Below are 22,396 nucleotides of genomic sequence, written 5' to 3'. Positions count from 1 at the left end.
AGCCACCGCCCCGTTGGTAGAGACAGCGACATCAGCATGAAAGTTCTAGTGACCGGAAGCTCCGGCTTCATCGGCCAGGCGCTGGTGCGACGGCTGCGCGCCGAACATTGCGAGGTCGTGGGGCTCGACAAGGTCCCGGCCAAGACCACCGACATCGTGTGCGACATCCTCGATGCCGATGGCCTGATAAAAGCGGTGACTGGCGCCGCACCCGATGCAGCGGTCCATCTCGCCGCCCGCATCGATCTCGACGAGAGGACTAACCTTTCCGGCTACAACGCCAATATCGAGGGTGTAGAAAATCTGGTCGAGGCTATCAGGCGGACGCCATCCGTTCAGCGGGCAATATGGACTTCCTCGCAGCTCGTCTGCCGCGTCGGCTATGTGCCGACCAGCGACACCGACTACAAGGCCGACACGCTGTACGGAAAGAGCAAGGTGCGCACCGAAGAGATCGTCCGCAGCACTGATGGCGCGGGCCGCGAATGGTGCCTGGCGCGCCCGACCACCGTCTGGGGGCCAGGCATGAGCGCGCACTATCAGCGCTTCCTGCATATGATCGAACGCGGTCGCTATTTCCATGTCGGACATGGTCCGCTTTGGAAATCCTACAGTTATATCGAGAACATCGCGTTCCAGTATTGGCGTCTCCTGGACGTCCCCGCCGAGCAAATCCATCGCCGGACGTTCTATCTCGCCGACTACACGCCAATCGATCTGATCGCGTGGAGCGACTCATTTCAGCGCGCGTTCGGTGCGCGTGCGATTCCGCATTTGCCGCGCAGCTGCGCCCATATGCTTGGGCTTTGCGGCGATGCGATCAACAGCATCGGATTGAAGCGGTTTCCATTCAATTCATTTCGCCTCAACAATGTGCTTACACAGTATCAATTTGATCTCAGCCCGACCGCAGCTGTCTGCGGTCCGCTTCCCTGCACCATGGAGGAAGGCGTCGCGGCAACCGTCGCCTGGCTGCGGGAAATCTCCGCGCGCGTTGAGGCCAAGTCGTAGGCCTGCTGACCTCGAGCTTGCCCGCGTCCTATTCCGGCCGCGCCTGCAGCTTGGGCAGATCGAGCATCAGACCGGTCGCCAGCATCGATATTAGCACCAGCGCCGAATTAGCCATGCCTAGAGGGCCCTGAACGGGACTGAGAAGAATGCTGGCGAGCACGAATACAAGTAACAACCTAGGCGTCATGCGGCCGGAATACCTGCTTCCGGCCGCGCTCCAGCCGGCCACCGCTCCCCAGATCGACACGTAAATGACAGCACCGATAAAACCAAAGTCGATGAAGGCCGCAGCCCAGGCACTCGGGAAGAAGCCGTAGATCAGCGCGGCCCGCAGTTCGGCCTCCATGACCGCAACCTGATCGCTCGCGGGGACGAAAACTCGCAGTAGCGGCGACAGCACGCCAACTTCGTACACGCCCCATTGAGGGGTGAATTTGTCGCGAGACTTCCAGACGATATCGATCGTCCGCACGCCGTGGGTCAGATAGAAATAGGTACTGAGGCCGATCATGGCTTCGTGCGCCGACACGCGACCGGATTCGATCACCGAGGCGACGTAGCCGCGCGGTTTGACGTTCCAGGCTTCCAGCATCATCGCCAGAATAGCCCCTGTCGAGCTTGGCCTGGATTCCGGCGGTGGAAGCGCCTGCACCTGGGCAACCCGTTTGTTCAGCTCAGCAGCCGAGATGAGTTCGCCGGCCTCGGAACGCGGAGTTTCTTTCGGTGCGGCCGGCTCCTGCGCCGCCGCGACTGTATCGCGTCGAACTTTCTCCTGCTGCAATTCAGTGATCAGAGGCGACATCTGGATGCAAAAGCTTTGTCTGGTGAACCAGATCGCACTAGAATAGACCGCAAACAACGCAACGGCGATGGCGGTCTTGAGCAGAAGATAATGGCCGCGCGGCAGGAGCGTTCGTCCCTGCGTAAGCCGCACGAGCATCGCCATCGCCACGAGCACGAGAACGAATAGGATCGGCATCCGTCCCGAGTAGAGCAGCGCATAAGCGACAGGGCACACGATGGAGATTTGTGCCAATGCTGCGGCCCATCCCCTAATTTCCTCGCCCCTCAGCAGGAAAAGGACCACGGAAACAAAGCCGAAGGAGAACATCACATAGCCGCCGTAGAGCAGCGGCGTACGCTTGATCGCGACCGTATCGACGAGCCCCGGTGCACAGCGCAGCAACTCGGCATAATTGCCGTTGCTCACGCCGCTAAGAAGCGTCCGATCGATCACAACCAGCGCGATGCCGACGATGCCCAACAGGGAAACGGCTGAGGTGACGCTGTTGAGCGTCTGCGCGGAGATCTGTGACAACGCATTCTGGTTTACGAACCAACGATCGAAGACGAGCTTCCCCCCCTGATAGAACAAGAGAAAGATCATCAGCCCAATCGCAACCAGCGAGAGCACAGCCGCAGAGGGCTGTCCGGGATAGTCGATTGGCCCAAAGGCCACGGCGAGGAGCACCCCGAGCCAGATCGCGGTCATAAGAATGGCAGGGGACGCGAGGACGCCAAGCAAAGCAATGCGCCGCTGTTGCAAATTGCCGCTCAAGAAGCACTCCTCGGGCTAGAAAATCAGACCGCCGCAGGGGCGTGTCGTTACGGATAGAGCATGTCCGGATCGGTGGGAAGACCGATGGCTTCCGTTGCACCTAGTTCCTTGAAACTCTCGCCCACCCGGTGGATGGCGAAGCCGATTAGGGAGATGAACAGCACAGCACTGGCCACTCCTCCGGCAAGTGCGGCGCCGTAGATGCCGAGCACGGGAATCAGCGCGACATTCAATATCGTCGAGACCGCCGCGGACCCGAGATTGCAGACCAGAAGACATTTGTCCGAACGCGCCGCATAAAGGGCGTAGGATGGAACATCCGCCAGCATGCGCAGGAATATCCCCGGGAGCATCGCATAGAACACGCCGACGTTTGCCGCATAGGTCGAGAGCTGAAGCAACGTTAGCACCGGCCCCATGGCAAAGGCAGACAGGATCATCGTTGAGGAGACCAATGCCAGCATCGACCAGAAGAACGACCGCAGGGAAATTCGATAGGCATCCCGGCCCGCCGCATAGCCTGCGATGACCTTCGGCAAAAACTGATGCGACACCGAACTGCCCAGCGACAATAGGCCGATGAGAATTGTAGAATAGAACGTGTAGATGCCGAGCGCCTCGCGTCCAACGAAAGCGTCGATGATGAAGCGATCGACATAAGAGATAATAAGCGCCCCCGCCGCCGTCAGCATGAAGGGACGCGCAACCTTGAGGCCCGTGCGGATGTTCTCGATGTCCGGCCGGTACCTCCTGAGCTCACACCATGGCAGCTCGGAAAGCGAGAACGCAGAAAAGGCGATCGATAACACGCCGCCCAAAGCCCACCAGACCAGCACGGTCTCCAGCATGCGTGTCGACGGCGCGGCGAACATCAGCACGGCGATCACATACACCCAGATTCCACCGCGCAGGAACACGCCGATATAGGCGCGAACCGGCCGCCAGGTGATGATCAGGATGCGCGTCGCCTCCAGCGAAATATGTTCGGTGACGAGGATCAGGATGAACCACGGCGCAAGGCGCGCCGGAAATGAACCCGTGGCAATCGCGCCCGCCACCACAATGCTGACCGCGAGGAGCGCCATCGCGCCAAGCGCCATCTGGTCGGCAATGATGCGCGCGCGTTGCTCGGGGCTCGCCGGCACCAGCTCGCGCAAGGTGTAGGAATAGAACTCCAGGCCGACCATGAGCAAGGCGAAGGCCAGTGCCGCTGTCAGCAGGCCATATTGTCCCATCTCCGCCGGAGACAACATGCGCGCCAGCAGGAGCGACAACAAAAAGCGACTCGCCAGCGTCAGCGCGCGCAGCATCAGCGCCGCGACCGTGCCGGCAACCGCCGGTCGCGTCACGAGGTCGAGCAGACGAGATCGCATCGCGCTGTTTCCATCTCCGCCGGACGGCGACATCGGTTGCAAGTGCTTTCCCTGTGAGATCGTCAAGCGACGGCTCTGCAGGACTTCATGAATTGTGGCAGGTGCGCGTTCAACGAACGCGCCAACGGCTCGACTGAAGTCCGCAATGCCTCGTTATCGGGATCGAACTTGCGCCAACCGAAATAGTCGCCCTCGACGCTGATCGACGCCAGGTGCCGCATGATTGCGCGACGCATCGTAGCGAGATCGTCAGGGGATTGCCATCGCTCAAGCTTCTCGGCGAGACCGTCGATCTCGCTCGTGTCGCGGATGTGCAAGAAGTGCTGCTCGGTTGCGTAGTAAGGCTCTGTCGCGACAGAGCATAGCCCGGCGAGCGCCGCCTGAAAGCCGATCGTACCGGTGAACGTGACGGACACCGCGCAGTTTTCAATCAGCAAATTCGCAGGCACGTCATAAGGCACCAACACCACGGCCGGCATCTTCACCAGCCGTTCGAACAGCTCGCGCTGACGAAAACCGAATTGCAGCGGATGGTCCTTGACGAAGATGCGGTAGCCGGCACGACCGAGCACCTCGCAATAGCGCACTACCACGTCGTCATGTGCGAGCATGCCTTGCGATTCGAGCCAGTAGTCCATAGAAGCCTCGGGGAACAGCTGGAGCCCGAGGAATACCCGTCGCTCGTGCTCCACTTCGGCGAGCCGATTGTCCCAGTCTTGGTCGAGCAACCCGAGCACGGTGACGTCGCGCATGCGCACCTTGTGCTTCAGCCGCTTCAGCGCGTCGAGATAGTGGCAATTGTAGCGATCTCGCTTGAGAAAGCGGCAGAGGTTGAAGAATGCACCGCGCAGGGCGTAATAACCGAAAATCCGCCAGAACTTGACAAGCGAAAAACGTTTGGCGTCACGCACATAGACGGGCGCAAAATCTTGTTGGCAGAGCTGACCGAGCGCCGCGTCGATATCATCCGTGGAGGGCTCCCGAAGTCGGATCGGCTTTCCGCGCCGCATCAACATCACCTGATCCGGGATGATCGAGATCGTCATCTCCAGGAAATCGATACCGCGTCGCCGCGCGACGCGCTCCATCACGTCCATGACATAGCGATCGATGGTGAATGTCATGACCAGCTCGGGGGCAAGCTTGTCGAAACCCAGCTCGATCGCCTGCGTCATGCCGCCGATCATCCTGAGCGCGAGATCGCGATCAATGCTCCTGAGCACGCGACAGCGCAGGATGATGTCGGCGCATCCGTCCTGGCCAAATCGGTCGAGCGCCGCGGCCGCGGCATCGCTGCGGTCTAGGAAGCGATTGAAATCGTCGACCAGGGTGTAGTCGCCCTCCCCGCGCAAATCGCTCATCACCGTGGCGTCGGCAAACGTCATGCGCGAGGCCAGGTACTTCCACCAGGCCGTCGTGCTGTGAATCGCGAAGAAAACGATCCGGGGCATCAGCGATCGTTCGCGCTTTCAGCCAGGAACGGACTGCTCGGCAGGTTGATGCAGCGCCTGTTCATGTCCTCGGCGACGGGAAGCGCTGCGCGCGGACAATCGCGGTACATCGGCAACAGGTGCATTGGCGTCCACAGCGGGCGCGCACGAATGCCGTGGCTGTGCAGGGCCTCGAGCAAGCGGTTGCGCTCGGGGGCGTATTCGCGGTCGAGCACCAGCGTATTGAGCCAATAATTGCTCTCGGAGCCCTTCGGTTCGCGATAGATACGCGCCCAGGGAAAATCACGGAAGGCATCGAGATAGCGCTGGGCGAGGACCCGCTTGGCCGCGACCATTCCCCCTAGCCGCTCCATCTGTGCGCAGCCGAGCGCGGCGTTGATGTTGGGCAGGCGGTAATTGTAGGCGATCTCGTCGTGCTCGAAGGCCCAAGCATGCGCCTTCTTGGCCGTCGAGGTGAAATGTCGGGCGTGGCGGGCATGCGCCTCGTCGTCGGTCACGATCATGCCGCCGCCACCTGTCGTGACGATCTTGTTGCCGTTGAAGCTGAGCACCGCAGAATGGCCGAAGGTGCCGCAGCCCTTGCCGTTCAGGGTCGAGCCGAGCGACTCGGTTGCATCCTCGACGATCACGAGCCCGTAGCGAGCGGCAACCGCGCCGAGCGCGACCATGTCGACAGGATGACCGAAAATGTGCACGGGAACGACAGCGCGAAGCCGGCGGCCGGTATGCCTGTTCACCCAGGTGCCGTTCTGCTGCACCGCGACGGCATCGAGATGGGCTTCGAGCGCACGTGGATCGAGCCCCAGCGTATCCCAGGTCGAATCGACAAAGTGAGGCACGGCGCCGGCATGGCTTACGGCGTTGGCGGTGGCGACGAAGGTGATCGAGGGTAGCAGTACCTCGTCGTCAGGCTCGACGCCCTCCAGCACCAACGCCGCATGTAGCGCCGCAGTGCCGTTGACGATCGCCACCGCGTGGCGCGAGCCGGTCGCCTCCGCCACCATCTCCTCGAAACGGGTGACGTATTTGCCGGCCGACGACACCCAGTTGGTATCGATGCAATCGAGCACCAGCTCGCGCTCGCGATCCCCGAACCGCGGCTCATGCAGCTCGACCGGGCGCTGAGCTGAGCCGAGCGCGGCATCGACGGCGTCGAGCACCGGCTTGACGTCAAGCGCGGCGGGATGGTTCGGGCTCGCTTGCGCGGAGGACATGCTCATGGTGCTCACAACGTGTAGGTATTGACGCGATAGCGGGCCAAATTGTCTTGCTTGGTGAACCAGGCAATCGTCTGTTCAAGACCCTTGCGAAGGCCGTCGATGCCGCCGAAACGCGGCGACCAACCGAGCAGCCTCTGCGCTTTGGCGTTGGAGGCCCAGAGCCGCTCGACCTCGCTGCGCTCGGGGCGCACGCGAACGTCGTCGTGTTCAATCTCGATCTCAATTCCCATCAGCTCGGCGATCAGGCGCGCGGTGTCGCCGATCGAGATCTCGAACGCGCTGCCGACATTGATGACCTCACCGGTACCGGCCTTGGTATCGAGTGCAGCCAGGAAGCCACCGACAGTGTCAGCGACGAAGTTGAAGTCGCGGGTCGGATGGATGCTGCCGAGCTTGATCTTGCGCGCACCTGCCGCGATCTGGGTGATGATGGTCGGGATCACCGCGCGGGCCGATTGCCGCGGACCATAGGTGTTGAAGGGCCGCACCACAGTCACCGGGGTACCGAATGAGCGCTCGAACGACAACGCAAGCTGGTCGGCACCGATCTTGGTCGCGGAGTAAGGCGACTGGCCCTGCAGCGGATGCTCCTCGGTAATCGGAACGAATTGAGCTGTGCCGTAGACCTCGCTGGTCGACGTATGGATCACTTTTTCGACGCCAAGATCGCGCGCTGCCTGCAGCACGTTGAGCGTGCCGCGGATGTTGGCTTCGACATAGGTGTCGGGCGAATGGTACGAATAGGGAATAGCGATCAGCGCAGCGAGATGCAGCACGGCGTCGCATCCCTTCATCGCAGTGCGCACGCCGTTGGGATCGCACACATTGCCGGCGAAGACGTCGAACTCCCTGCGGATGTCGGGGGGCGAGGAATCGAGCCAGCCGTGCGAACCCATGCTATTATAGTGCACGAACGCGCGCACCCCGATATTGCGCCGGACCAGCTCTTCCGCGAGATGCGATCCGATGAATCCTCCTGCACCCGTCAAAAGTACTTTTCGCAAAGTTCCTGTTCCCCTTTGGCCAGGCCACCCGACCTGCCTGCCGACCTAACACGGCCGCTTCTAAACATTCCGGCCGCCGGAGGCCAGTTTTGAATGCGGTGCAGGCCGACAAAGCGCCTCGGGAACCGTTGGCGCGAAATACAACCGTGCGTAACGCACAAGCCTTTGATAAAAATCAATAAATCTCGCGCGCAACGGGCCCGCCGCCAGAGCTATGCAAATTCGCGTACGAGCCGGACCACGCTCTCCTGCTGTGCCGGCGTGATTTCGGCAAACATCGGCAGTGACAGGATGCTGGTCTGGTCCCGGTAGGCATGCGGAAATTGCGCCGCGGTGTGACCGAATCGCGCATAAGCCTGAAGCAGCGGCAGCGCGGTCGGATAGTTGATTGCGGTCTGCACGCCATTGGCGTTGAGGTGCGCCGCCAGCGCATCGCGACGCGGATGCCGGATGGTGTAGAGGTGATAGACGTGATCACGTCCGGGCGCGACCTGCGGGACGCTCACGCCCTCGATCTGATTGAGGCCGGCATCATAGATCGCGGCGGCGCGCTTTCGGGCCTCGGTCCAGGCGGCCAGATGCGGAAGCTTTGCCGAGAGGATTGCAGCCTGCATGCCATCGAGCCGGCTGTTGACACCCTCGATCTCGTGCCGATGCTTCACGAGACCGCCATGGCGCGCCAGCTTGGTCATGTGGTCGGCAAGCGCCGCGTCATTCGTGACCACGGCGCCAGCGTCGCCCATCGCACCAAGATTCTTGCCTGGATAAAACGAATAGGTTGCCGCCGCGCCGAACGTTCCGACCATCTGGCCCTTGTAGCGGGCCAGATGCGCCTGGGCACAATCCTCGATCACCCACAAACCATGCTTGTTCGCGATCGCCATGATCGCGTCCATCTCGGCGGGCTGACCATAAAGGTGCACCGGAATGATGCCGACCGTGCGCGGCGTGATCGCAGCCTCAACCGCCGCGGGATCGATCGTAAACGTCACACCGTCGGTATCGCAAAACTTCACCGTGGCGCCCGCATGGGTGATCATCGCAGAGGTCGAAATCCAGGAATGCGCTGTCGTGATGACCTCGTCGCCCGGCTTCACCTTCAGCGCGGCCAAAGCCAGATACAGCGCATCGGTCCCGTTGGCGCAGGAGACGCAATGCTTGACCGATGCGGCCTTGGCGAAGTCGCGTTCGAACGCATCGACGAATGGGCCGCGGATGAAGGCGTTGTCGCGGATGACGGCCGCGATTGCCGCGTCGATCTCGCTCTTGATGTTCTGATACTGGAGCTGGAGATCAGCGAAGGGAACCGTCATTCGTCACTTCCGCAAGGTCAATAGTTGCGCCGGATTGCCGGCATACGTTCCGGCCGCGGTGATGTCTTTGGTCACCACCGAGCCCGCGCCGATCACGACATCATCCACGATCGTGACTGGCATGATCGTGGCATTCGAGCCGATCGACACCCGACTGCCGATCTTGGTCTCGCGCCACAATTCCTTGCGACCGCGCGCCGGACCGCCGCTCGCAAAGGTGTCATTGATGAACATCACGCCGTGGCCGATGAAGCAGTCCTCGCCGATAGTCACGAGCTCGCAGACAAAACTGTGCGACTGCACCCGCGTACGGGCGCCGACGACGACATCCTTCTGAATCTCGGTGAAGGGACCGATGAAGCATCCATCGCCGATCGTGCAACCGTAGAGATTGCAGGGCTCGACGACCTTGACGCCGGAGCCGAAGCTGACGTCGCGTATCCCGACCTGATGGCGCTCGGGGCCGCTCACGAGACTGAGCCCAAGCGGCTGCGGCGGGGTACGAAATGAAGCGGTACCTCCTCCCCGGTCTCGATCGATTCGTAGAGTGCGGATATCAGCTCCAGGCTCTTGCGCCCCTGCAACCCGTCGACAAGCGCCGCGCCCCGATCGGCGAGGCAGTCAACGACATGCTGATAATAAGCCTGGTGACCAAAGCCATAGACGTTCGGCGGGTTGACCGAATACTTTTCGATCACCTCCTTGTCCGACGGCAGCTCGTTGACGAAGCGCCAGTGGCGGATCTGGTTCATGGCAAAGCCGCCAACCTCCACCGTCCCCTTCTCGCCCAGGACCGAGAGCGAGCCTTCCAGATCGGCAGGGCGCGCTGCGGTCGTAGCCTCGATGATCCCCAGCGCCCCGCTGCGGAACTTCAGCGTCGCAACCGCCGTGTCCTCGGTCTCGATCTTGACCAGCGCGGTGGTGCTGCGCGCATGAACGCTGACGACGTCGCCGAAAAACCACTCCAGCATATCGACATGATGACTGGCTTGATTGGTGAGCACGCCGCCGTCCTGGGCCCAGGTGCCGCGCCAGGCGTCCTGATCGTAGTAGGCCTGGTCCCGGCACCAGCGCACGCGGACCGTGCCGAGCACGAGCTTTCCGAACCGGCCGGCATCGAGCGCCTCACGCGCCTTGACGATCGGCACGTTGAAGCGGTTCTGCTTGACGACGAAGAGCTTTACGCCGGCTTCATCGCAGGCACGGATCATGTCGTCGGCGTCCTGCAGCCGCAGCGCCATCGGCTTTTCGACCACCACATGCTTGCCTGCGCGCGCGCAGGCAATCGCATGCTGCGGATGCATCCCGCTCGGCGTCAGGACCGCGACGGCGTCAATGTCGTCGCGTGCGAGCATCTCATTGAGATCGGCATACGCGGAAACCTTGAACTTCGCGGCGATCGCGTCCGCCCGCGCACGATCGGAATCGCACACCGCGACCAGGCGAGCGCCCTCGATAATACCGCCGCCCAGGAGTTCGGAGTGACGCTTGGCGATGCGCCCGCACCCGAGCAGACCAAACCTAACCACGGGAGTCCCTCAACATCCGAGTCGCTTGCATATACATCCCCGACAATATCAAGATGGTGGGCATTTCTACACCATATGAAATCCCTGTAAATTAGGAGATTGCTGTCGATTCTCGCGCGAAACGAAGAAACTCCGTACCGGCCAAGAGATTGAACACAAGCATCAATTGCGTTAGCGAGTATGGGGAGCCGCAAGCCCGCGATGAAGTACGCCGCCCAATACGAGCCCGGAACTCGACTGCTCGCAGGTCTCGTATATGCCTGTAGCGCAGTCTGCTGCGCATCACTTTTTTACGTCGCTACCCACTATCCCGAATTCCAGATCGCTTTTTATTCCGGATGGCTGCTTTCGGCGGTTCTCACCACCCTGTCGTTTGCCAGCCTCTCCTGGCTGTTTGCCGTTGCACGCTTCAGCCCCGGATATTTGGTCGGCTTCTATCTTTATATCATGATACTGGGCTACCTTTGGCTCAATGCTTTCGCGCCGCTTCAATATGACCATGTCTTGAGCGGAATATCCGCTGCCGTGTCCGCTGTGGCATTCCTGCTGCCAGCCCTGCTCATCCGCTCTCGTCTATCCCAAGTTTACGTCCTATCGATCCGGTCAGTCGATCGGCTCCTCATTACAATCTTTATCACTGCGGTCGCAACGATTGCAGCCGGCGCAAAATACAATTTCAAGCTTGTCGGGCTGGGCGACATCTATCAGTTTCGGGGAGAATTGGATTTCCCGACCGGTCTCAACTACGCGATCGGAATAGTCTCGAGCGCCCTGCTGCCGCTCGCTTATGCCTGCTTCGCCCTGCGCAGCCAATTCTGGCGCGCAGGGGTCGTCATTTTGCTGATGCTGCTTTTTTATCCGATCACTCTCTCCAAAATGTCGTTGTTCGCGCCATTGTGGCTCGTCAGCCTCACAATCGCCTCCAGGATGTTCGGCGGGCGAGTGACGGTTGTCCTGTCGGTTCTGGTCCCCGTGGCCCTTGGCGTGGTGCTCTTATCCCTTCACGACAGAGGGCTGCTAGTCTCGGGCGTGTCCCCGGCCTATTTTGGCCTGGTCAACTTTCGCATGACTGCGATTCCATCTTTGGCGATGGAATACTACAGCCACTTCTTCGCGACACACCAACTCACCCACTTCTGCCAAGTTCGCCTGCTCGGCCCGCTTGTCGGCTGCCCTTACAATGAACCGCTGGCGGCGATCATGTCCAAGTATTACGATGCTGGTGGTCTTTTCAACGCATCCCTGTTCGCGACGGAAGGCATCGCCTCGGTGGGCCCGGTATACGCACCGTTGACGGCCTTCGCATGCGGCCTCGTTTTTGCGATCGTCAATCGCATGTCGACCGGATTACCCGAGCGTTTCATCCTACTTTCGGGCGGGGTTCTCGCCCAGGCCTTCTTGAACATACCGTTCACGACGACGCTCCTTTCTCAAGGCGCCGCTTTCACTTTTCTACTTTGGTATGTCATGCCGCGAGACATGTTCAAACTTGATCACAAGAATGATCCTCTCGAACGATGAACGCCGACACTCCGAAGTTAAACGTCGCTATCGACGTTGCGCCTGATATGGATCGTGCGCCCTCGGATCAGTGACTCGATATGTTCGACCGTTCGTATTGGGGTCGCTATTGTCGCTGGTCGAGAAGAGGAGCATCTTCGTGCCGTGACGCCAGTAAGAATAGCGTCCTCGGCCATCAACCTGCACATCCAAGTTTGTGCTATGCGCCGGCCCTAGCAGCGTCTCATCCTCGTACAGCGCCAAGGTCGATTGCCCGCGATGATTCTCCTCGTCCGCCAAAGCGCCAGGGAGCACGGGGAAACTCATGAAAGCGTTCGAGTTCGCGTACCGAATAAAGGGCCCGGGCAGAATTGCACCATCCGGAAGCGAACGCTTGCTCAGAATTATGGCAGCAGGAACATAAGCCAGTAGCAACGCACAAACCGCAAGCAAGGCGCGCATCAGTTCTCCCTTCGCGCAATCGCCTGCGCTGCAGCATAAGCAGCAATCATCTTGTTCGACGCCTGAGGCGACAGCACCCCGATACGACGGCCAAAGAAGACATCCCACTCGGCATCAGTCAGCACCGGCATGCCCATCTCGGATGCAATGCGCCTGGTAGCCGGTTCAATGCGGGGATCAATCTGCTCGACCATTCCTACGCCATTGCCCAGCTTGACCGAGCAGCTTCCTTTTGGAGGGATTTCATATTAGACGCCCAAGATGCAATTTCAATGGGGCGGCTCTGCAGGCCCCTCGCCAGCCCGAAAACCAACTCTGCACGACGTTGTGCCTCTGACTTGAATAAGATATCTGTACCGCTCAATGGGGCTTCCCGTCTATACTGAAGAACATCAGGTCGCGAGCGTGACCCGCTGGCGTCGCAACGATCGCAGCGTGGCGCTGCTCATCCCGTGCCATCTGGCCCTGGGTAGCATCTCGCTTATCTGCGTCGCGCGAATCTATCCTGCATACCACGTTATCTTCAGCAACGAGATGCTACCGGCGGCCGCCGCCACGGTTGCAGCGTTCGCTATACTAGCCGTCTTGTTCGTCCGCGCTCGGTTCAACTTCGGCTATTTTGCCGGCTACTACCTCTTCGTCATAATTGCCGGCTATCTCTGGCTCAACAACTTCTCCGAGTTCGGCTACAACCACCGCCTCAGCGGCCTCTCGGCGGCCACCTCAGCGGTGGTGTTCCTGGTGGCCGCACTCTCTCGGCCGAACCTGCCGCGATTGCTGACATTGTCTCCGCAGGCTTTCGAACGGCTATTGGGCTGCATCGTGCTGATCGGGATCGCCGCCGCGGCGATCGGAGCATATTACAATTTCAGGCTGGTCTCGCTCGGAGATATCTACACATATCGCGAGACGCTGATCGGACCGACGTTGGTGAACTACCTGGTCGGGACCACGACGACGACACTCTTGCCCTTCGCATTCGCATGCTACGCAGTGCGTGGAAGCCTTTGGCGGGCCTGCCTCATTCTTATCTTGCTGATGCTGTTCTATCCGGTCACGTTAAGCAAGCAGGCCTTCTTTGCCCCTGCGTGGCTCGTCCTCATGGTCGTGATAACGCGGCTCGTGAATTTGCGGCTCACCGTAATCCTGTCCCTCCTGGTGCCGACCGCCGCGGGCGTGATTTTATTGGGCCTTTGCCAATACGGCCTATTGCCGGAACGGTTCGCAATGTCGGCCTTCCAACTGGTGAACTTCCGCATGGTAGCCATCCCCTCGCTTGCGATGGACTACTACAACGAGTTCTTTTTCACTCATGTTGTGACGCACTTCTGCCAGATCAGCTATTTGAAGCCAATCATGCCTTGCGCCTATCAGGAGCCGATAGCAGTTGTCATCTACAATTGGTTCGGCATCGGTGGCTACATGAACGCCTCGCTTTTTGCCACTGAAGGCATTGCGTCGGTTGGCCCGCTGCTTGCTCCGATCTCTGCATTCGTGTGCGGCGTCATCATCGCCCTCGCCAACGGCATGTCCGCCGGCATATCCCAGCGCATCGTTCTGGTATCCGGGGCGCTGTTGCCGCAGACGCTGCTGAACGTGCCGTTCACGACGGTCATGCTGACTCATGGATCCGTGCTGCTGTTTCTGTTGTGGTATGTGATGCCGCGCGATTCAAGTGAACAACCAGACTAGCCAGATGCGCGTCCTCATTCTCAATGCCGACTATCCGCGCTTTCTGACCTGGCTGTATCGCCGCACGCCCGATCTCGCCTGGGCGCCGCACGCAGCGCAGATGGCGGCGCGCAATGCCAGCCTGTTCGGCGTCGCCGACTTCTACTCACGCAACTTCACTGCGGCGGGCCACCCCGCCGCCGACATACACGTCAACAATCCCTGGATGCAGGCGGCATGGGCGCGCGAACACGGGCTCGCCTATGAACAACCGCCTGAACCAGACGCGCAGCTGCAACGGCAAGCGATTCCCGGTGCGCTTCAGCGCGTGATCGCGCCATTCAAGCCGATCCTCAGGCCGCTGGCACGCAAGCTCGGTTTGAGCCCGCGGCTAGATGCGCAGGCGGAAAAGATTCTGCTGGCTCAGATCGAGGATTTCAAGCCGGATCTCGTCCTGAACCAGGACGTCTTTTACATCGACGCGCGCCTGGCGCGGCAAATCAAGGGTATCGGACGGCCGGCCCTCATCGGGCAGGTCGGCATCGTGCCCTCGCGCGGAGAGGATTGGTCGGCCTACGATCTGATGATCTCGCAGCTCTTCCAGGTCGTCCAGTCCTTCCGCAAGGCGGGAGTCAGAGCCGAAGTGCTTCATCTGGCGTTCGAGCCTGAGATACTAAACGCTCTGCCACCGGCACCTGAGCGCAAGATCGACGTTTCGTTCGTCGGCATCGTGTCCGCTGATCATCAGCAGCGGGTGGCGCAACTCGAGGCGGTCGCGCAAACATACGACTTGAAGCTATTTGGAAGCGGCCTGAGCACGCTTCCCGCTTCATCCCCTCTACACCGCTGCTATCAAGGCGAGGCGTGGGGTGTGGGGATGTATCAGGCGCTCCGTTCGTCCCGCATCACGCTCAACTCGCATATCGACATGGCCGGACGTGAGGCTGGCAATGCGCGCCTGTTTGAGGCAACCGGCGCCGGCACGTTTCTCCTGACCGATTTCAAAGACAACCTTCACACCCTGTTTGAAGAAGGCCACGAGGTTGCGGTCTGGCGCTCGGTCGACGACTGCCTCGCAACGATCGATCGCTACCTCAGGAACGAAGACGAGCGGCGCGCGATTGCTGCGGCAGGACAGGCGCGGACGCTTTCGACCCACACGTTCAGGCAGCGGATCGACGATATTCTTCGCTTCATGGGTTGAAACTCAGGAGGGGCCGCGCGGGGCCCGTTCCGCCCTTGACGATGCGGGTCAAAATAGCCAAAGTGCGGCTCAAATCGGCGCTATGTCGCTATAATTTCAGCGTTTTTCTTGAGGCCTCGGATGGAACACGTCGAACGTGTCAGCTTCGGCGAGCAGCTCTACGCGATCATCGTTCGCGCCTCGTTCCGCGAACCGGGCATCACCTTCTTCTCCTCGCCCGAGCTGTCGCAACAGCTCGCCTTCATGAGCCATCCGGAAGGCAAGAGTATTGCGCCCCATCGTCATAACAAGGTGACGCGAGAGGTACATTACACCCAGGAAGTTCTCCTCATCCAGAAGGGCAAGCTGCAGGTCGACTTCTACACCGAGGAAGAGGAGTATTTGGAGAGCCGCATGCTTGGCCCCGGCGATATCATCCTGCTCTGCAGCGGCGCGCACGGCTTCCACGTCATCGAGCCGCTCGAGATGTTCGAGATCAAACAAGGCCCGTATGCTGGCGAGAACGATAAGACCCGCTTTCGCGAGGTGCCCGCATCCGAGATACGGCTCAAGGGCCCTGCGCTGTGACTTCCGCCTTCGTTCCCGTCAATACGCCGCTCCTCGATGGCAACGAGGCCGAGTACCTCGCCGAGTGCATCCGTACCGGATGGATCTCGTCGGAAGGTCCGTTCATCAAGCGCTTCGAGGAATCGATGGCGAGCGCCGCCGGACGACGGCACGGCATTTCGGTAACCAATGGCTCTGTCGCGCTCGACCTCGCCGTTCACGCGCTGGGTCTCGAGCCCGGCGACGAAGTCATCATCCCGACCTTCACCATCATCAGCTGCGCGGCCGCCGTTGTACGCGCGGGTCTCGTTCCGGTCGCGGTGGATTGCGATCCCGCGACCTGGAACATGACGATCGAGGGCGTCGAGGCTGCGGTCACATCGCGCACGCGCGCGATCATGCTGGTTCACATCTACGGCCTGCCTGTCGATCTTACCCCGATCATCGAGCTTGCCCGCAACCGCGGCTTCAAGATCATCGAAGACGCCGCCGAAATGCACGGCCAGACTTATCGAGGTGCGCCCTGCGGCAGCTTTGGTGACGTCTCCACCTTCAGCTTCTATCCCAACAAACACGTCACGACCGGTGAAGGCGGCATGATCCTCACCGACGACGACGCTATTGCCGATCGTCTCGCCAGCCTTCGCAACCTCTGCTTTCAGCCGCAGCAGCGCTTCATCCACGAAGAGCTTGGCTGGAACGCGCGCATGACCAACCTCCAGGCTGCTCTCGGCGTCGCCCAGGTCGAGCGCCTGCCGCGGACCGTCGAGATCAAGCGCCGCATCGGCCGGCTCTACGACAGCCATCTCGAGAACGTCGAGTGCATCCGCCGCCCCGTTCCCCGCACCAACTATGCCGACAACATCTACTGGGTCTACGGAATCGTGCTGAACGACGACGTTCCCTTCGATGCCAAGGAGGCCATGCGGCGCCTTGCGGAGAAAGGCATCGGCACGCGGCCGTTTTTCTGGTGCATGCACGAGCAGCCCGTGCTCCGGCGGATGGGATTCATGCTGAACGAGCGACACCCAATCGCGGAGCGCATCGCTCGCCGCGGTTTCTATCTGCCGAGCGGCCTCGCACTAACCGAGGATGAGATTGCGCGGTCCGCCCAGGCTCTGAAGGAGATTCTGGCGTGAGCGTGTTTGCCGACTACGCGCCGTGGTACGACCTTCTATACCGGGACAAGGATTACACCGGGGAGGTCGACTTTGTCGAAGCCCGGCTGCGCGACCACGGTATCGTCACGGGCAAGCTGCTGGATCTCGGCTGCGGCACGGGCGTGCATGCGATCGAATTCGCGCGCCGCGGCTGGGACGTCGCCGGAGTCGATCTCAGCGCCGACATGATCGCGAGTGCGAACGCACGCGCGGCGCAGGCCGGGCTCGCGATTCCCTTCCGGCAGGGCGACGCCTGCGAGGTCGGCGCAGAAACTGGCTTTGACGCAGTCGTGTCACTGTTTCACGTTGCCAGCTATCAGAACGATCGCGACCGGCTCGAGGCGCTGTTCCAGACCGCGCACGCGGCGTTGAAGGCCGGCGGCGTGTTCTTCTTCGACTATTGGTATGGCGGCGCCGTGCTGGCTCAAGGCGTCGAAACACGCGTCAAGGTCATCGAGCAGCCCCCGCTGCGCCTGACGCGGATCGCGCAATCGGAGCACGACGAGCGGAACGCAACGGTACGCGTGAACTACACCCTGTTCTGCGAAGACACCGAGCGCTCGACGATCCGGCGCGTCGATGAGACCCACCGCATGCGCTACTGGTTTCCGTTCGAGGTCGAGGCCTCGCTCAGGAACAGCGGGTTCGACCCGGAAGGCAGTAATGCCTGGTTGTCTGGAGCCGAGCCGAACACAAAGGACTGGGCCGCCTATTCGATCGCGAGAAAGGCCGCGCAGCCATGAAACGCTATCACGTCGGCATTTTTCTCGAACTTCCGCTCGACGTCGGCGGCGGTTTCCAGCAGTCGCTCACCGACATCATTTGGATGCGCGACTGGGCCAAGACCGCTGGTCTGGAGGTTACAGTATTCACGACACTGCCGGACAACGTTGCGATCCTTGCCGATCTCGGCATCAGCAGCGAGTATCTGAAGCTCGGCTGGCTCGACCGCCTGTTCCTATTCCTCAGGTACCTGGGGCCGTTCGACCTGCTGCAATTCGCCATGCGCGTGTGTGCACCGTTCGAGAAGAAGCTGAGCCGCGCCGGCGTCGATATCGTCTACTTCACCACCACATCGAACTGGAACTTGGTGCTCTATAAGCTGCCGTTCATCATTACGATTTTCGACGGCTGCTTCCGCGACAGTCCAGAGTTCGACGAGGTTCGCGAGTTCGCCCAGTTCGAGCGCCGCGACATCGTGTGGCGCAGTGCCGCCACCAAAGCCGCCGTGATCATCACCAACGCCGATGAGCTGATCGACATGCTGTGCCGGCGCTACGCCATGGAGCGCGATCACGCCGTCTGCATTCCGTTCTCGCCGTCCGTCTACGTGTCGCGACCGGGCACGAGTGAAGAGGCCGCAGATGACGCGATCCTGAGCAAGCACGACCTCGAGCCCGGCTATCTGTTCTATCCGGCGCAATTCTGGTCGCACAAGAACCATGCGACCATCTTGCTTGCGATGCGCCTGCTCAGGGACCAGGGAGAGCGGCACAAGCTGGTGCTGTGCGGCTCAGACCCCGGCGCGCGCACCGCGTTCGAGGCGCTGGTCGCACAATACGAGCTCGGCGATTCCGTGCATATGCTCGGGTTCGTTCCCTCGACGGAACTCGGCGCACTCTATCGCGGCGCCAAGGCGCTTGTCATGGCCACCTATTTCGGCCCGACCAATCTACCGCCCCTCGAGGCTTGGGCGGTCGGCACGCCCGTGATTTATCCCGAAGCCTTCAAGGCGCAGGCGGGCGACGCCGCCGTTCTGTTCGACTACGATGATCCTGCATCGCTCGCCGCGGCCATCGTCAAGGTCGGCGAGGCCGAGGAGCGCACCCGGCTCGCCACCGCCGGCAAGCAGCGGCTCGCCCATTTCGCCGAGCGGATCGACGAGGGGCATCGCCAACTCGCACGGCACCTGGTGCGCCTGCGATACCGTCGCTACCCCCAAATCTACTGACGCTAGTTCGGCACCGCCGCCAGCACTCGCCCACGCACCCGCTCCATCAGAAGCGGACTCGCTGCGATGGCAACGACCACAAGCCAGATCGTGCATTCCGCCAGGAAGCGCAGCAGCCCCGCTCCCGGCACAACGCCCCGGATCGCCAATCCAAGGCCCCATCCGCCGAGCATGATCGCGGTCATGATCGCGATCAGGAGCAGCATGTGGCGGATCGGATGGACTAGCGTCTGGCGCACGATCACGAGCGTCAGGATTCCGAACTGGGTCAGCAGGTCGCTTGCGACGACCGCGATCGCGGCACCGAGCGGACCGAGCCGGGGAATCAGCACGGCCGACAGGATCAGGAAAACGGCCAGCTGCACGCCCTTCGTTCGCACCAAGAGATCGCCTCGATTGCTGTGATTGGCAAAGCTGAGGGCCATCAAGGACGGCGCAACGACGGCCGAGCCCATCAGCAGCGTCATGGTGAGCACGGCATCGTTCGGAATGCTGCCATGCGTCCACAACGCGAAGAAGTCCGACCAGAACGGCAACAGCCCGCCAACGATCAGGCTGGCCATGGCGGTGATGAACAGCGATCCGTAGGCATAGAGACCGCGCAGCCGTACCTTGTCTCCGATCGCAAAATCGTGGCCTAACTCGGCGCCGATCGGCAACGTCATCTGGATACAGATGCCTCGCACGAAGCTCGAGATAACCCGGATCAGGCCCCATTGCGCGACCGCCACGCGATCGGCAACCATCGCGCTGACCAGCAGCATCGGCGCGTTGGCGAGCGCGATCTCCGTCAAGTTGGCAACGGCGAACGGAAGCGCAAGGCGGAATTGTCCGGCATTCCATTGCCAGGACCGTGACGCGACCGCGCGGCCGCGTTTCAGGAACGGCAGTTGGCGCGGCGCGTCGTAGACGATCAGGAACAGCGCGAACAGGATCTGCGTCGCGACATAGGTGGTCGCAACCGCAAGCAGGCTGCCGAGCCATGCGACCGCAATGAACTGTCCGATCTGTCCAACCAGCAGCGCGACATTCTGCGACCACACGGCGCGGCTGTATTTGCCGCGCACGCGATAGAGCCCGGAGACGAGATTGGCCGGCAGAGCGAGCAACGTGCCGACAGTGATGACGATCATCGCGATGTCGAAACTCTCGGTGTTGTGAAACCCGAGCACCGTCGCCGGCGGAAACAGCTCGGTGCCCGCAACGAGCAATACGCCTAGTCCCACGACGATGCCCAGATAGAGCCGCATCATGCGTGCGTAGAAATTCGCCGTGCGTCCCTCGCAATCGACACAGGCTTTGAACGCGAGAAAGCGGTTGATGGCACGAAGCTGCAAGCCGGAATCGGCGACGACGACGAGGCTTCCGGCCGCATAGAGCGCGAGCCAGGCCGCAAGCGTGTCGCTGCTCCAGAAGTGAAGGAACGTCGGGATCAGGAGAAGCTGCTGCGTCAGAGCAAGCAGCATCTGTACAAGGTTCGCGGACCAGCCGTGAACAAGCCGGTACAAGCGCCCTCCCTCGCGTGCGGGGCTGTCTGTCTTGCCTGGCGGATCAACTTGCGTATCGGTCAAAACGCACCCTTCGTGGCAGACGAGCGGGCCAAAAATCGTCTCGATCGCGGTCGGCAGTGGTGAAGCAGCGGGTACACCGGCCTGCACCAATCAACATCTCGCCCTGAACGGGTGACCCCAACGTGGACCAGTGACCCAAGAGTGGCTCTTACGGCGATGAGACCGCCTAAGCAAGAGCCCGAGGTCGTCCCGTTCAGGGGGCCAATCCGACGATTGAGCAGAAAGCGCACATGCAACACGAGTTCAGGGATTTGCGCGTGACCCACTAGGAACCCAACTCACAACGACACGAGATCCCAGCTGCCCGAGAAGCTTTCTATTCTCCACGACCGTGGCGGCGCGTGAACATATGTAAACTATCGGGATGAGGACAAGCGTCATTGTGGCCAGCGAAACCATCCATTTGAAATCATGAAGAAGCGGGTGCAAGAGACTAAAGGCCAGAAGAAGGAGAGGATAGTGGATCACGTACAGCGTGTAGGAAAAATTCGAAAGGCTGGCGAGCTGCCGCGCGAACTTACGGCGTGAAGATGATGCGTAGCGGACGACGACCGACAGGACGATCGTAGCGAGCATCGAGTTCACGACCATAATCTTCTGAGCCGACGACGTATCGAATGGCAGAAGTATATCGATCCAAATATGTCCACCCCCGATCAAGAGTAGAGCGAGCAGTAAGACGGATGCGAGAACGGCGACAATCGGGAAAAAATATTTTGAACGAAGCCAGTTGGCTACATAGGCCATGGCAAGGCTGAAGCCGCTTAACCATATGAGCAAGAACCAGAGAAAGAGAGTATTCCGCCCGTAAATCAGCATGCCAGCCAAAAGCGCAATCGGAACCAGGCGAGAAATGGACAAGCCGTTCAAAAGCCGCGCAATCAAGAAAGTCGAGACGTAGAACCACCACTCATAGCCCAACGTCCACAAAGGTCCATCCATATTAATCGGAGTGGGAGCGAACGGTACTGCTCCATACAGGAGAAGGAGCGTACTGGGGAGCGCGGTCCATTCCACCTTGACGCGTTCCCTCGCCAAGAAAAGCTCATCGCCTAGTCGAAAACTCTCTGATCCATGCAGACCAAGACCTGAGATAATAAAATAGACCAGCAACGTGACGGCAATCGCCAGAAGCAGAGGAGGATAAATTCGTAGGATCCGGGCTTGGGCGAATTCGGCAGATCGGAAAGAACCATCTGGATTGCGATGACGCAGCGTGCTGATGCAGATCATGAAACCGCTAACGACAAAGAATGTATTGACGGCGTAGGTGGCGATCAGACTCGTCAGGATATGACTCGGCGAGCCGACACCAAAATAGGGTAGGACAAATATCTGAAACCCGTGGACATACGCGACGATCAGAGCGCTCAGTCCGCGCAAGCAGTCCATCAGATGTGAGGTTGTAGAGTCGAGGCCGATATTATCTCTCTTGGCCATCCGTTAAATCTCAACTGAGCGGAAAAGGGGAAAAGGGGGAGCATTCACACGACTGATTGTAGTGTATAACAACTTGGCATTGTCACGAATACAATCGGCCATCCCGATCAGCGCTTCCGGTCTCGATCGCGGCCGAGTTCGAAACAGCCAAAGAATATCAATGAGATATCAAGTAACCTAAGTGGGAATCAATCGTCCAATGATGGGGTGCCTCTGACCCGGGTTGCGCTTGAGCAGTCGCGGAGGAGGTGGGCGCCCCTATCACGCCATCCCCGTTCAGATCCTGATGGAAGCTCGGCTCGAGCGCTTCCAGCACCAAGCTTGAACCCGACACGACCACGCCGCCCGTGCCGTTGGAAACAACCGTGCCGTTCGAGTCGGTATTCCAAACGGTGTACTGGTCACTGCCAGTCAAATGCAACGCAACCTCAT

At 60.5% G+C, this 22,396-nt stretch carries 21 protein-coding genes; 8 read left to right on the top strand and 13 right to left on the bottom strand.

Annotated features, from left to right (window positions below; all coding sequences use genetic code 11):
• Positions 1 to 36: 36 nt before the first annotated feature.
• The gene (locus tag BM374_RS28870; RefSeq protein WP_092300358.1) at positions 37 to 1,011 is read left to right on the top strand and encodes an NAD-dependent epimerase/dehydratase family protein; all 975 of its coding nucleotides are present in this window, start codon (positions 37 to 39) and stop codon (positions 1,009 to 1,011) included.
• Positions 1,012 to 1,039: 28 nt separating this feature from the next.
• Here the strand turns inward: BM374_RS28870 and BM374_RS28865 are convergent, their stop codons facing one another.
• The 8 genes from BM374_RS28865 to BM374_RS28830 all read right to left on the bottom strand — a co-directional run bounded on the left by BM374_RS28865 (position 1,040) and on the right by BM374_RS28830 (position 10,459).
• Entirely contained in the window at positions 1,040 to 2,569 is a 1,530-nt protein-coding gene (locus tag BM374_RS28865) for a hypothetical protein (protein ID WP_143270260.1), read from the bottom strand.
• Positions 2,570 to 2,616: 47 nt separating this feature from the next.
• Entirely contained in the window at positions 2,617 to 3,879 is a 1,263-nt protein-coding gene (locus BM374_RS28860; protein WP_177248589.1) for an oligosaccharide flippase family protein, read from the bottom strand.
• Between the two features lie 125 nt (positions 3,880 to 4,004).
• The gene (locus BM374_RS28855; RefSeq protein ID WP_092300349.1) at positions 4,005 to 5,393 is read right to left on the bottom strand and encodes a hypothetical protein; all 1,389 of its coding nucleotides are present in this window, start codon (positions 5,391 to 5,393) and stop codon (positions 4,005 to 4,007) included.
• Positions 5,393 to 6,613 carry a LegC family aminotransferase gene (locus BM374_RS28850; protein WP_244552719.1) on the bottom strand — a complete coding sequence of 407 codons (1,221 nt, stop codon included), beginning with the start codon at positions 6,611 to 6,613 and terminating at the stop codon, positions 5,393 to 5,395. The genes BM374_RS28855 and BM374_RS28850 overlap by 1 nt, the downstream gene beginning before the upstream one ends.
• Positions 6,614 to 6,618: 5 nt before the next feature.
• A complete protein-coding gene (locus BM374_RS28845; RefSeq protein ID WP_092300346.1) occupies positions 6,619 to 7,617 on the bottom strand; it encodes an NAD-dependent 4,6-dehydratase LegB in 999 nt (332 codons plus the stop codon).
• Positions 7,618 to 7,829: 212 nt separating this feature from the next.
• Positions 7,830 to 8,930, bottom strand: coding sequence for a DegT/DnrJ/EryC1/StrS family aminotransferase (locus tag BM374_RS28840; protein ID WP_092300342.1), 1,101 nt, complete (start codon positions 8,928 to 8,930; stop codon positions 7,830 to 7,832).
• A gap of 3 nt (positions 8,931 to 8,933) precedes the next feature.
• On the bottom strand, positions 8,934 to 9,401 hold the full coding sequence (locus BM374_RS28835; RefSeq protein ID WP_092300339.1) for an acyltransferase: 468 nt from the start codon (positions 9,399 to 9,401) through the stop codon (positions 8,934 to 8,936).
• A complete protein-coding gene (locus tag BM374_RS28830; RefSeq protein ID WP_092300336.1) occupies positions 9,398 to 10,459 on the bottom strand; it encodes a Gfo/Idh/MocA family protein in 1,062 nt (353 codons plus the stop codon). Before BM374_RS28830 ends, BM374_RS28835 begins: the two co-directional genes overlap by 4 nt.
• 201 nt (positions 10,460 to 10,660) lie before the next feature.
• Here BM374_RS28830 and BM374_RS28825 point away from each other — a divergent pair, with 201 nt between their 5' ends.
• Entirely contained in the window at positions 10,661 to 11,980 is a 1,320-nt protein-coding gene (locus BM374_RS28825) for a hypothetical protein (RefSeq protein WP_143270258.1), read from the top strand.
• 27 nt (positions 11,981 to 12,007) lie between these two features.
• Here the strand turns inward: BM374_RS28825 and BM374_RS28820 are convergent, their stop codons facing one another.
• Together BM374_RS28820 and BM374_RS28815 are read right to left on the bottom strand one after the other, a co-directional pair.
• Positions 12,008 to 12,421: a hypothetical protein gene (locus tag BM374_RS28820; RefSeq protein ID WP_092300330.1), complete on the bottom strand. Its 414-nt coding sequence runs from the start codon at positions 12,419 to 12,421 to the stop codon at positions 12,008 to 12,010.
• A complete protein-coding gene (locus BM374_RS28815) occupies positions 12,421 to 12,615 on the bottom strand; it encodes a hypothetical protein (RefSeq protein ID WP_092300328.1) in 195 nt (64 codons plus the stop codon). Before BM374_RS28815 ends, BM374_RS28820 begins: the two co-directional genes overlap by 1 nt.
• A gap of 169 nt (positions 12,616 to 12,784) precedes the next feature.
• On the opposite strand from BM374_RS28815, the gene BM374_RS28810 reads away from it, so the two are divergent.
• The 6 genes from BM374_RS28810 to BM374_RS28785 all read left to right on the top strand — a co-directional run bounded on the left by BM374_RS28810 (position 12,785) and on the right by BM374_RS28785 (position 18,953).
• On the top strand, positions 12,785 to 14,113 hold the full coding sequence (locus BM374_RS28810; protein ID WP_092300325.1) for a hypothetical protein: 1,329 nt from the start codon (positions 12,785 to 12,787) through the stop codon (positions 14,111 to 14,113).
• A gap of 100 nt (positions 14,114 to 14,213) precedes the next feature.
• Positions 14,214 to 15,296, top strand: a complete 1,083-nt coding sequence (locus BM374_RS28805) for a CgeB family protein (RefSeq protein ID WP_244552718.1) — start codon at positions 14,214 to 14,216, stop codon at positions 15,294 to 15,296.
• 120 nt (positions 15,297 to 15,416) lie between these two features.
• Positions 15,417 to 15,863, top strand: coding sequence for a cupin domain-containing protein (locus BM374_RS28800; RefSeq protein ID WP_092300319.1), 447 nt, complete (start codon positions 15,417 to 15,419; stop codon positions 15,861 to 15,863).
• Positions 15,860 to 16,981, top strand: a complete 1,122-nt coding sequence (locus tag BM374_RS28795; RefSeq protein ID WP_092300316.1) for a DegT/DnrJ/EryC1/StrS family aminotransferase — start codon at positions 15,860 to 15,862, stop codon at positions 16,979 to 16,981. The genes BM374_RS28800 and BM374_RS28795 overlap by 4 nt, the downstream gene beginning before the upstream one ends.
• Positions 16,978 to 17,745, top strand: a complete 768-nt coding sequence (locus BM374_RS28790) for a class I SAM-dependent DNA methyltransferase (protein WP_092300313.1) — start codon at positions 16,978 to 16,980, stop codon at positions 17,743 to 17,745. The genes BM374_RS28795 and BM374_RS28790 overlap by 4 nt, the downstream gene beginning before the upstream one ends.
• A complete protein-coding gene (locus BM374_RS28785) occupies positions 17,742 to 18,953 on the top strand; it encodes a glycosyltransferase family 4 protein (RefSeq protein WP_092300310.1) in 1,212 nt (403 codons plus the stop codon). Before BM374_RS28790 ends, BM374_RS28785 begins: the two co-directional genes overlap by 4 nt.
• 2 nt (positions 18,954 to 18,955) lie before the next feature.
• Here the strand turns inward: BM374_RS28785 and BM374_RS28780 are convergent, their stop codons facing one another.
• The 3 genes from BM374_RS28780 to BM374_RS28770 form a co-directional block, all read right to left on the bottom strand.
• The gene (locus BM374_RS28780) at positions 18,956 to 20,419 is read right to left on the bottom strand and encodes an MATE family efflux transporter (RefSeq protein ID WP_092300307.1); all 1,464 of its coding nucleotides are present in this window, start codon (positions 20,417 to 20,419) and stop codon (positions 18,956 to 18,958) included.
• 348 nt (positions 20,420 to 20,767) lie between these two features.
• A complete protein-coding gene (locus tag BM374_RS28775; RefSeq protein WP_092300304.1) occupies positions 20,768 to 21,964 on the bottom strand; it encodes an acyltransferase family protein in 1,197 nt (398 codons plus the stop codon).
• Positions 21,965 to 22,121: 157 nt separating this feature from the next.
• The coding region (locus BM374_RS28770) for a hypothetical protein (RefSeq protein WP_143270266.1) at positions 22,122 to 22,396 on the bottom strand (275 nt) is incomplete at its 5' end.

Source organism: Bradyrhizobium sp. Ghvi, from assembly GCF_900115265.1.
In the GTDB taxonomy this organism is placed as follows: domain Bacteria; phylum Pseudomonadota; class Alphaproteobacteria; order Rhizobiales; family Xanthobacteraceae; genus Bradyrhizobium.
The sequence above is the reverse complement of the archived record's forward strand: the minus strand, read 5'-3'. Positions and strand labels throughout refer to the sequence as shown.

Excerpts from the sequence above, each read along its gene's own strand:
- BM374_RS28870 (WP_092300358.1), top strand. The coding sequence starts at position 37 with ATGAAAGTTCTAGTGACCGGAAGCTCCGGCTTCATCGGCCAGGCGCTG.
- BM374_RS28860 (WP_177248589.1), bottom strand. The coding sequence starts at position 3,879 with ATGCTGCGCGCGCTGACGCTGGCGAGTCGCTTTTTGTTGTCGCTCCTG.
- BM374_RS28855 (WP_092300349.1), bottom strand. The coding sequence starts at position 5,393 with ATGCCCCGGATCGTTTTCTTCGCGATTCACAGCACGACGGCCTGGTGG.
- BM374_RS28850 (WP_244552719.1), bottom strand. The coding sequence starts at position 6,613 with ATGAGCATGTCCTCCGCGCAAGCGAGCCCGAACCATCCCGCCGCGCTT.
- BM374_RS28840 (WP_092300342.1), bottom strand. The coding sequence starts at position 8,930 with ATGACGGTTCCCTTCGCTGATCTCCAGCTCCAGTATCAGAACATCAAG.
- BM374_RS28825 (WP_143270258.1), top strand. The coding sequence starts at position 10,661 with ATGAAGTACGCCGCCCAATACGAGCCCGGAACTCGACTGCTCGCAGGT.
- BM374_RS28820 (WP_092300330.1), bottom strand. The coding sequence starts at position 12,421 with ATGCGCGCCTTGCTTGCGGTTTGTGCGTTGCTACTGGCTTATGTTCCT.
- BM374_RS28815 (WP_092300328.1), bottom strand. The coding sequence starts at position 12,615 with ATGGTCGAGCAGATTGATCCCCGCATTGAACCGGCTACCAGGCGCATT.
- BM374_RS28810 (WP_092300325.1), top strand. The coding sequence starts at position 12,785 with ATGGGGCTTCCCGTCTATACTGAAGAACATCAGGTCGCGAGCGTGACC.
- BM374_RS28805 (WP_244552718.1), top strand. The coding sequence starts at position 14,214 with ATGGCGGCGCGCAATGCCAGCCTGTTCGGCGTCGCCGACTTCTACTCA.
- BM374_RS28800 (WP_092300319.1), top strand. The coding sequence starts at position 15,417 with ATGGAACACGTCGAACGTGTCAGCTTCGGCGAGCAGCTCTACGCGATC.
- BM374_RS28785 (WP_092300310.1), top strand. The coding sequence starts at position 17,742 with ATGAAACGCTATCACGTCGGCATTTTTCTCGAACTTCCGCTCGACGTC.
- BM374_RS28780 (WP_092300307.1), bottom strand. The coding sequence starts at position 20,419 with ATGCTGCTTGCTCTGACGCAGCAGCTTCTCCTGATCCCGACGTTCCTT.
- BM374_RS28775 (WP_092300304.1), bottom strand. The coding sequence starts at position 21,964 with ATGGCCAAGAGAGATAATATCGGCCTCGACTCTACAACCTCACATCTG.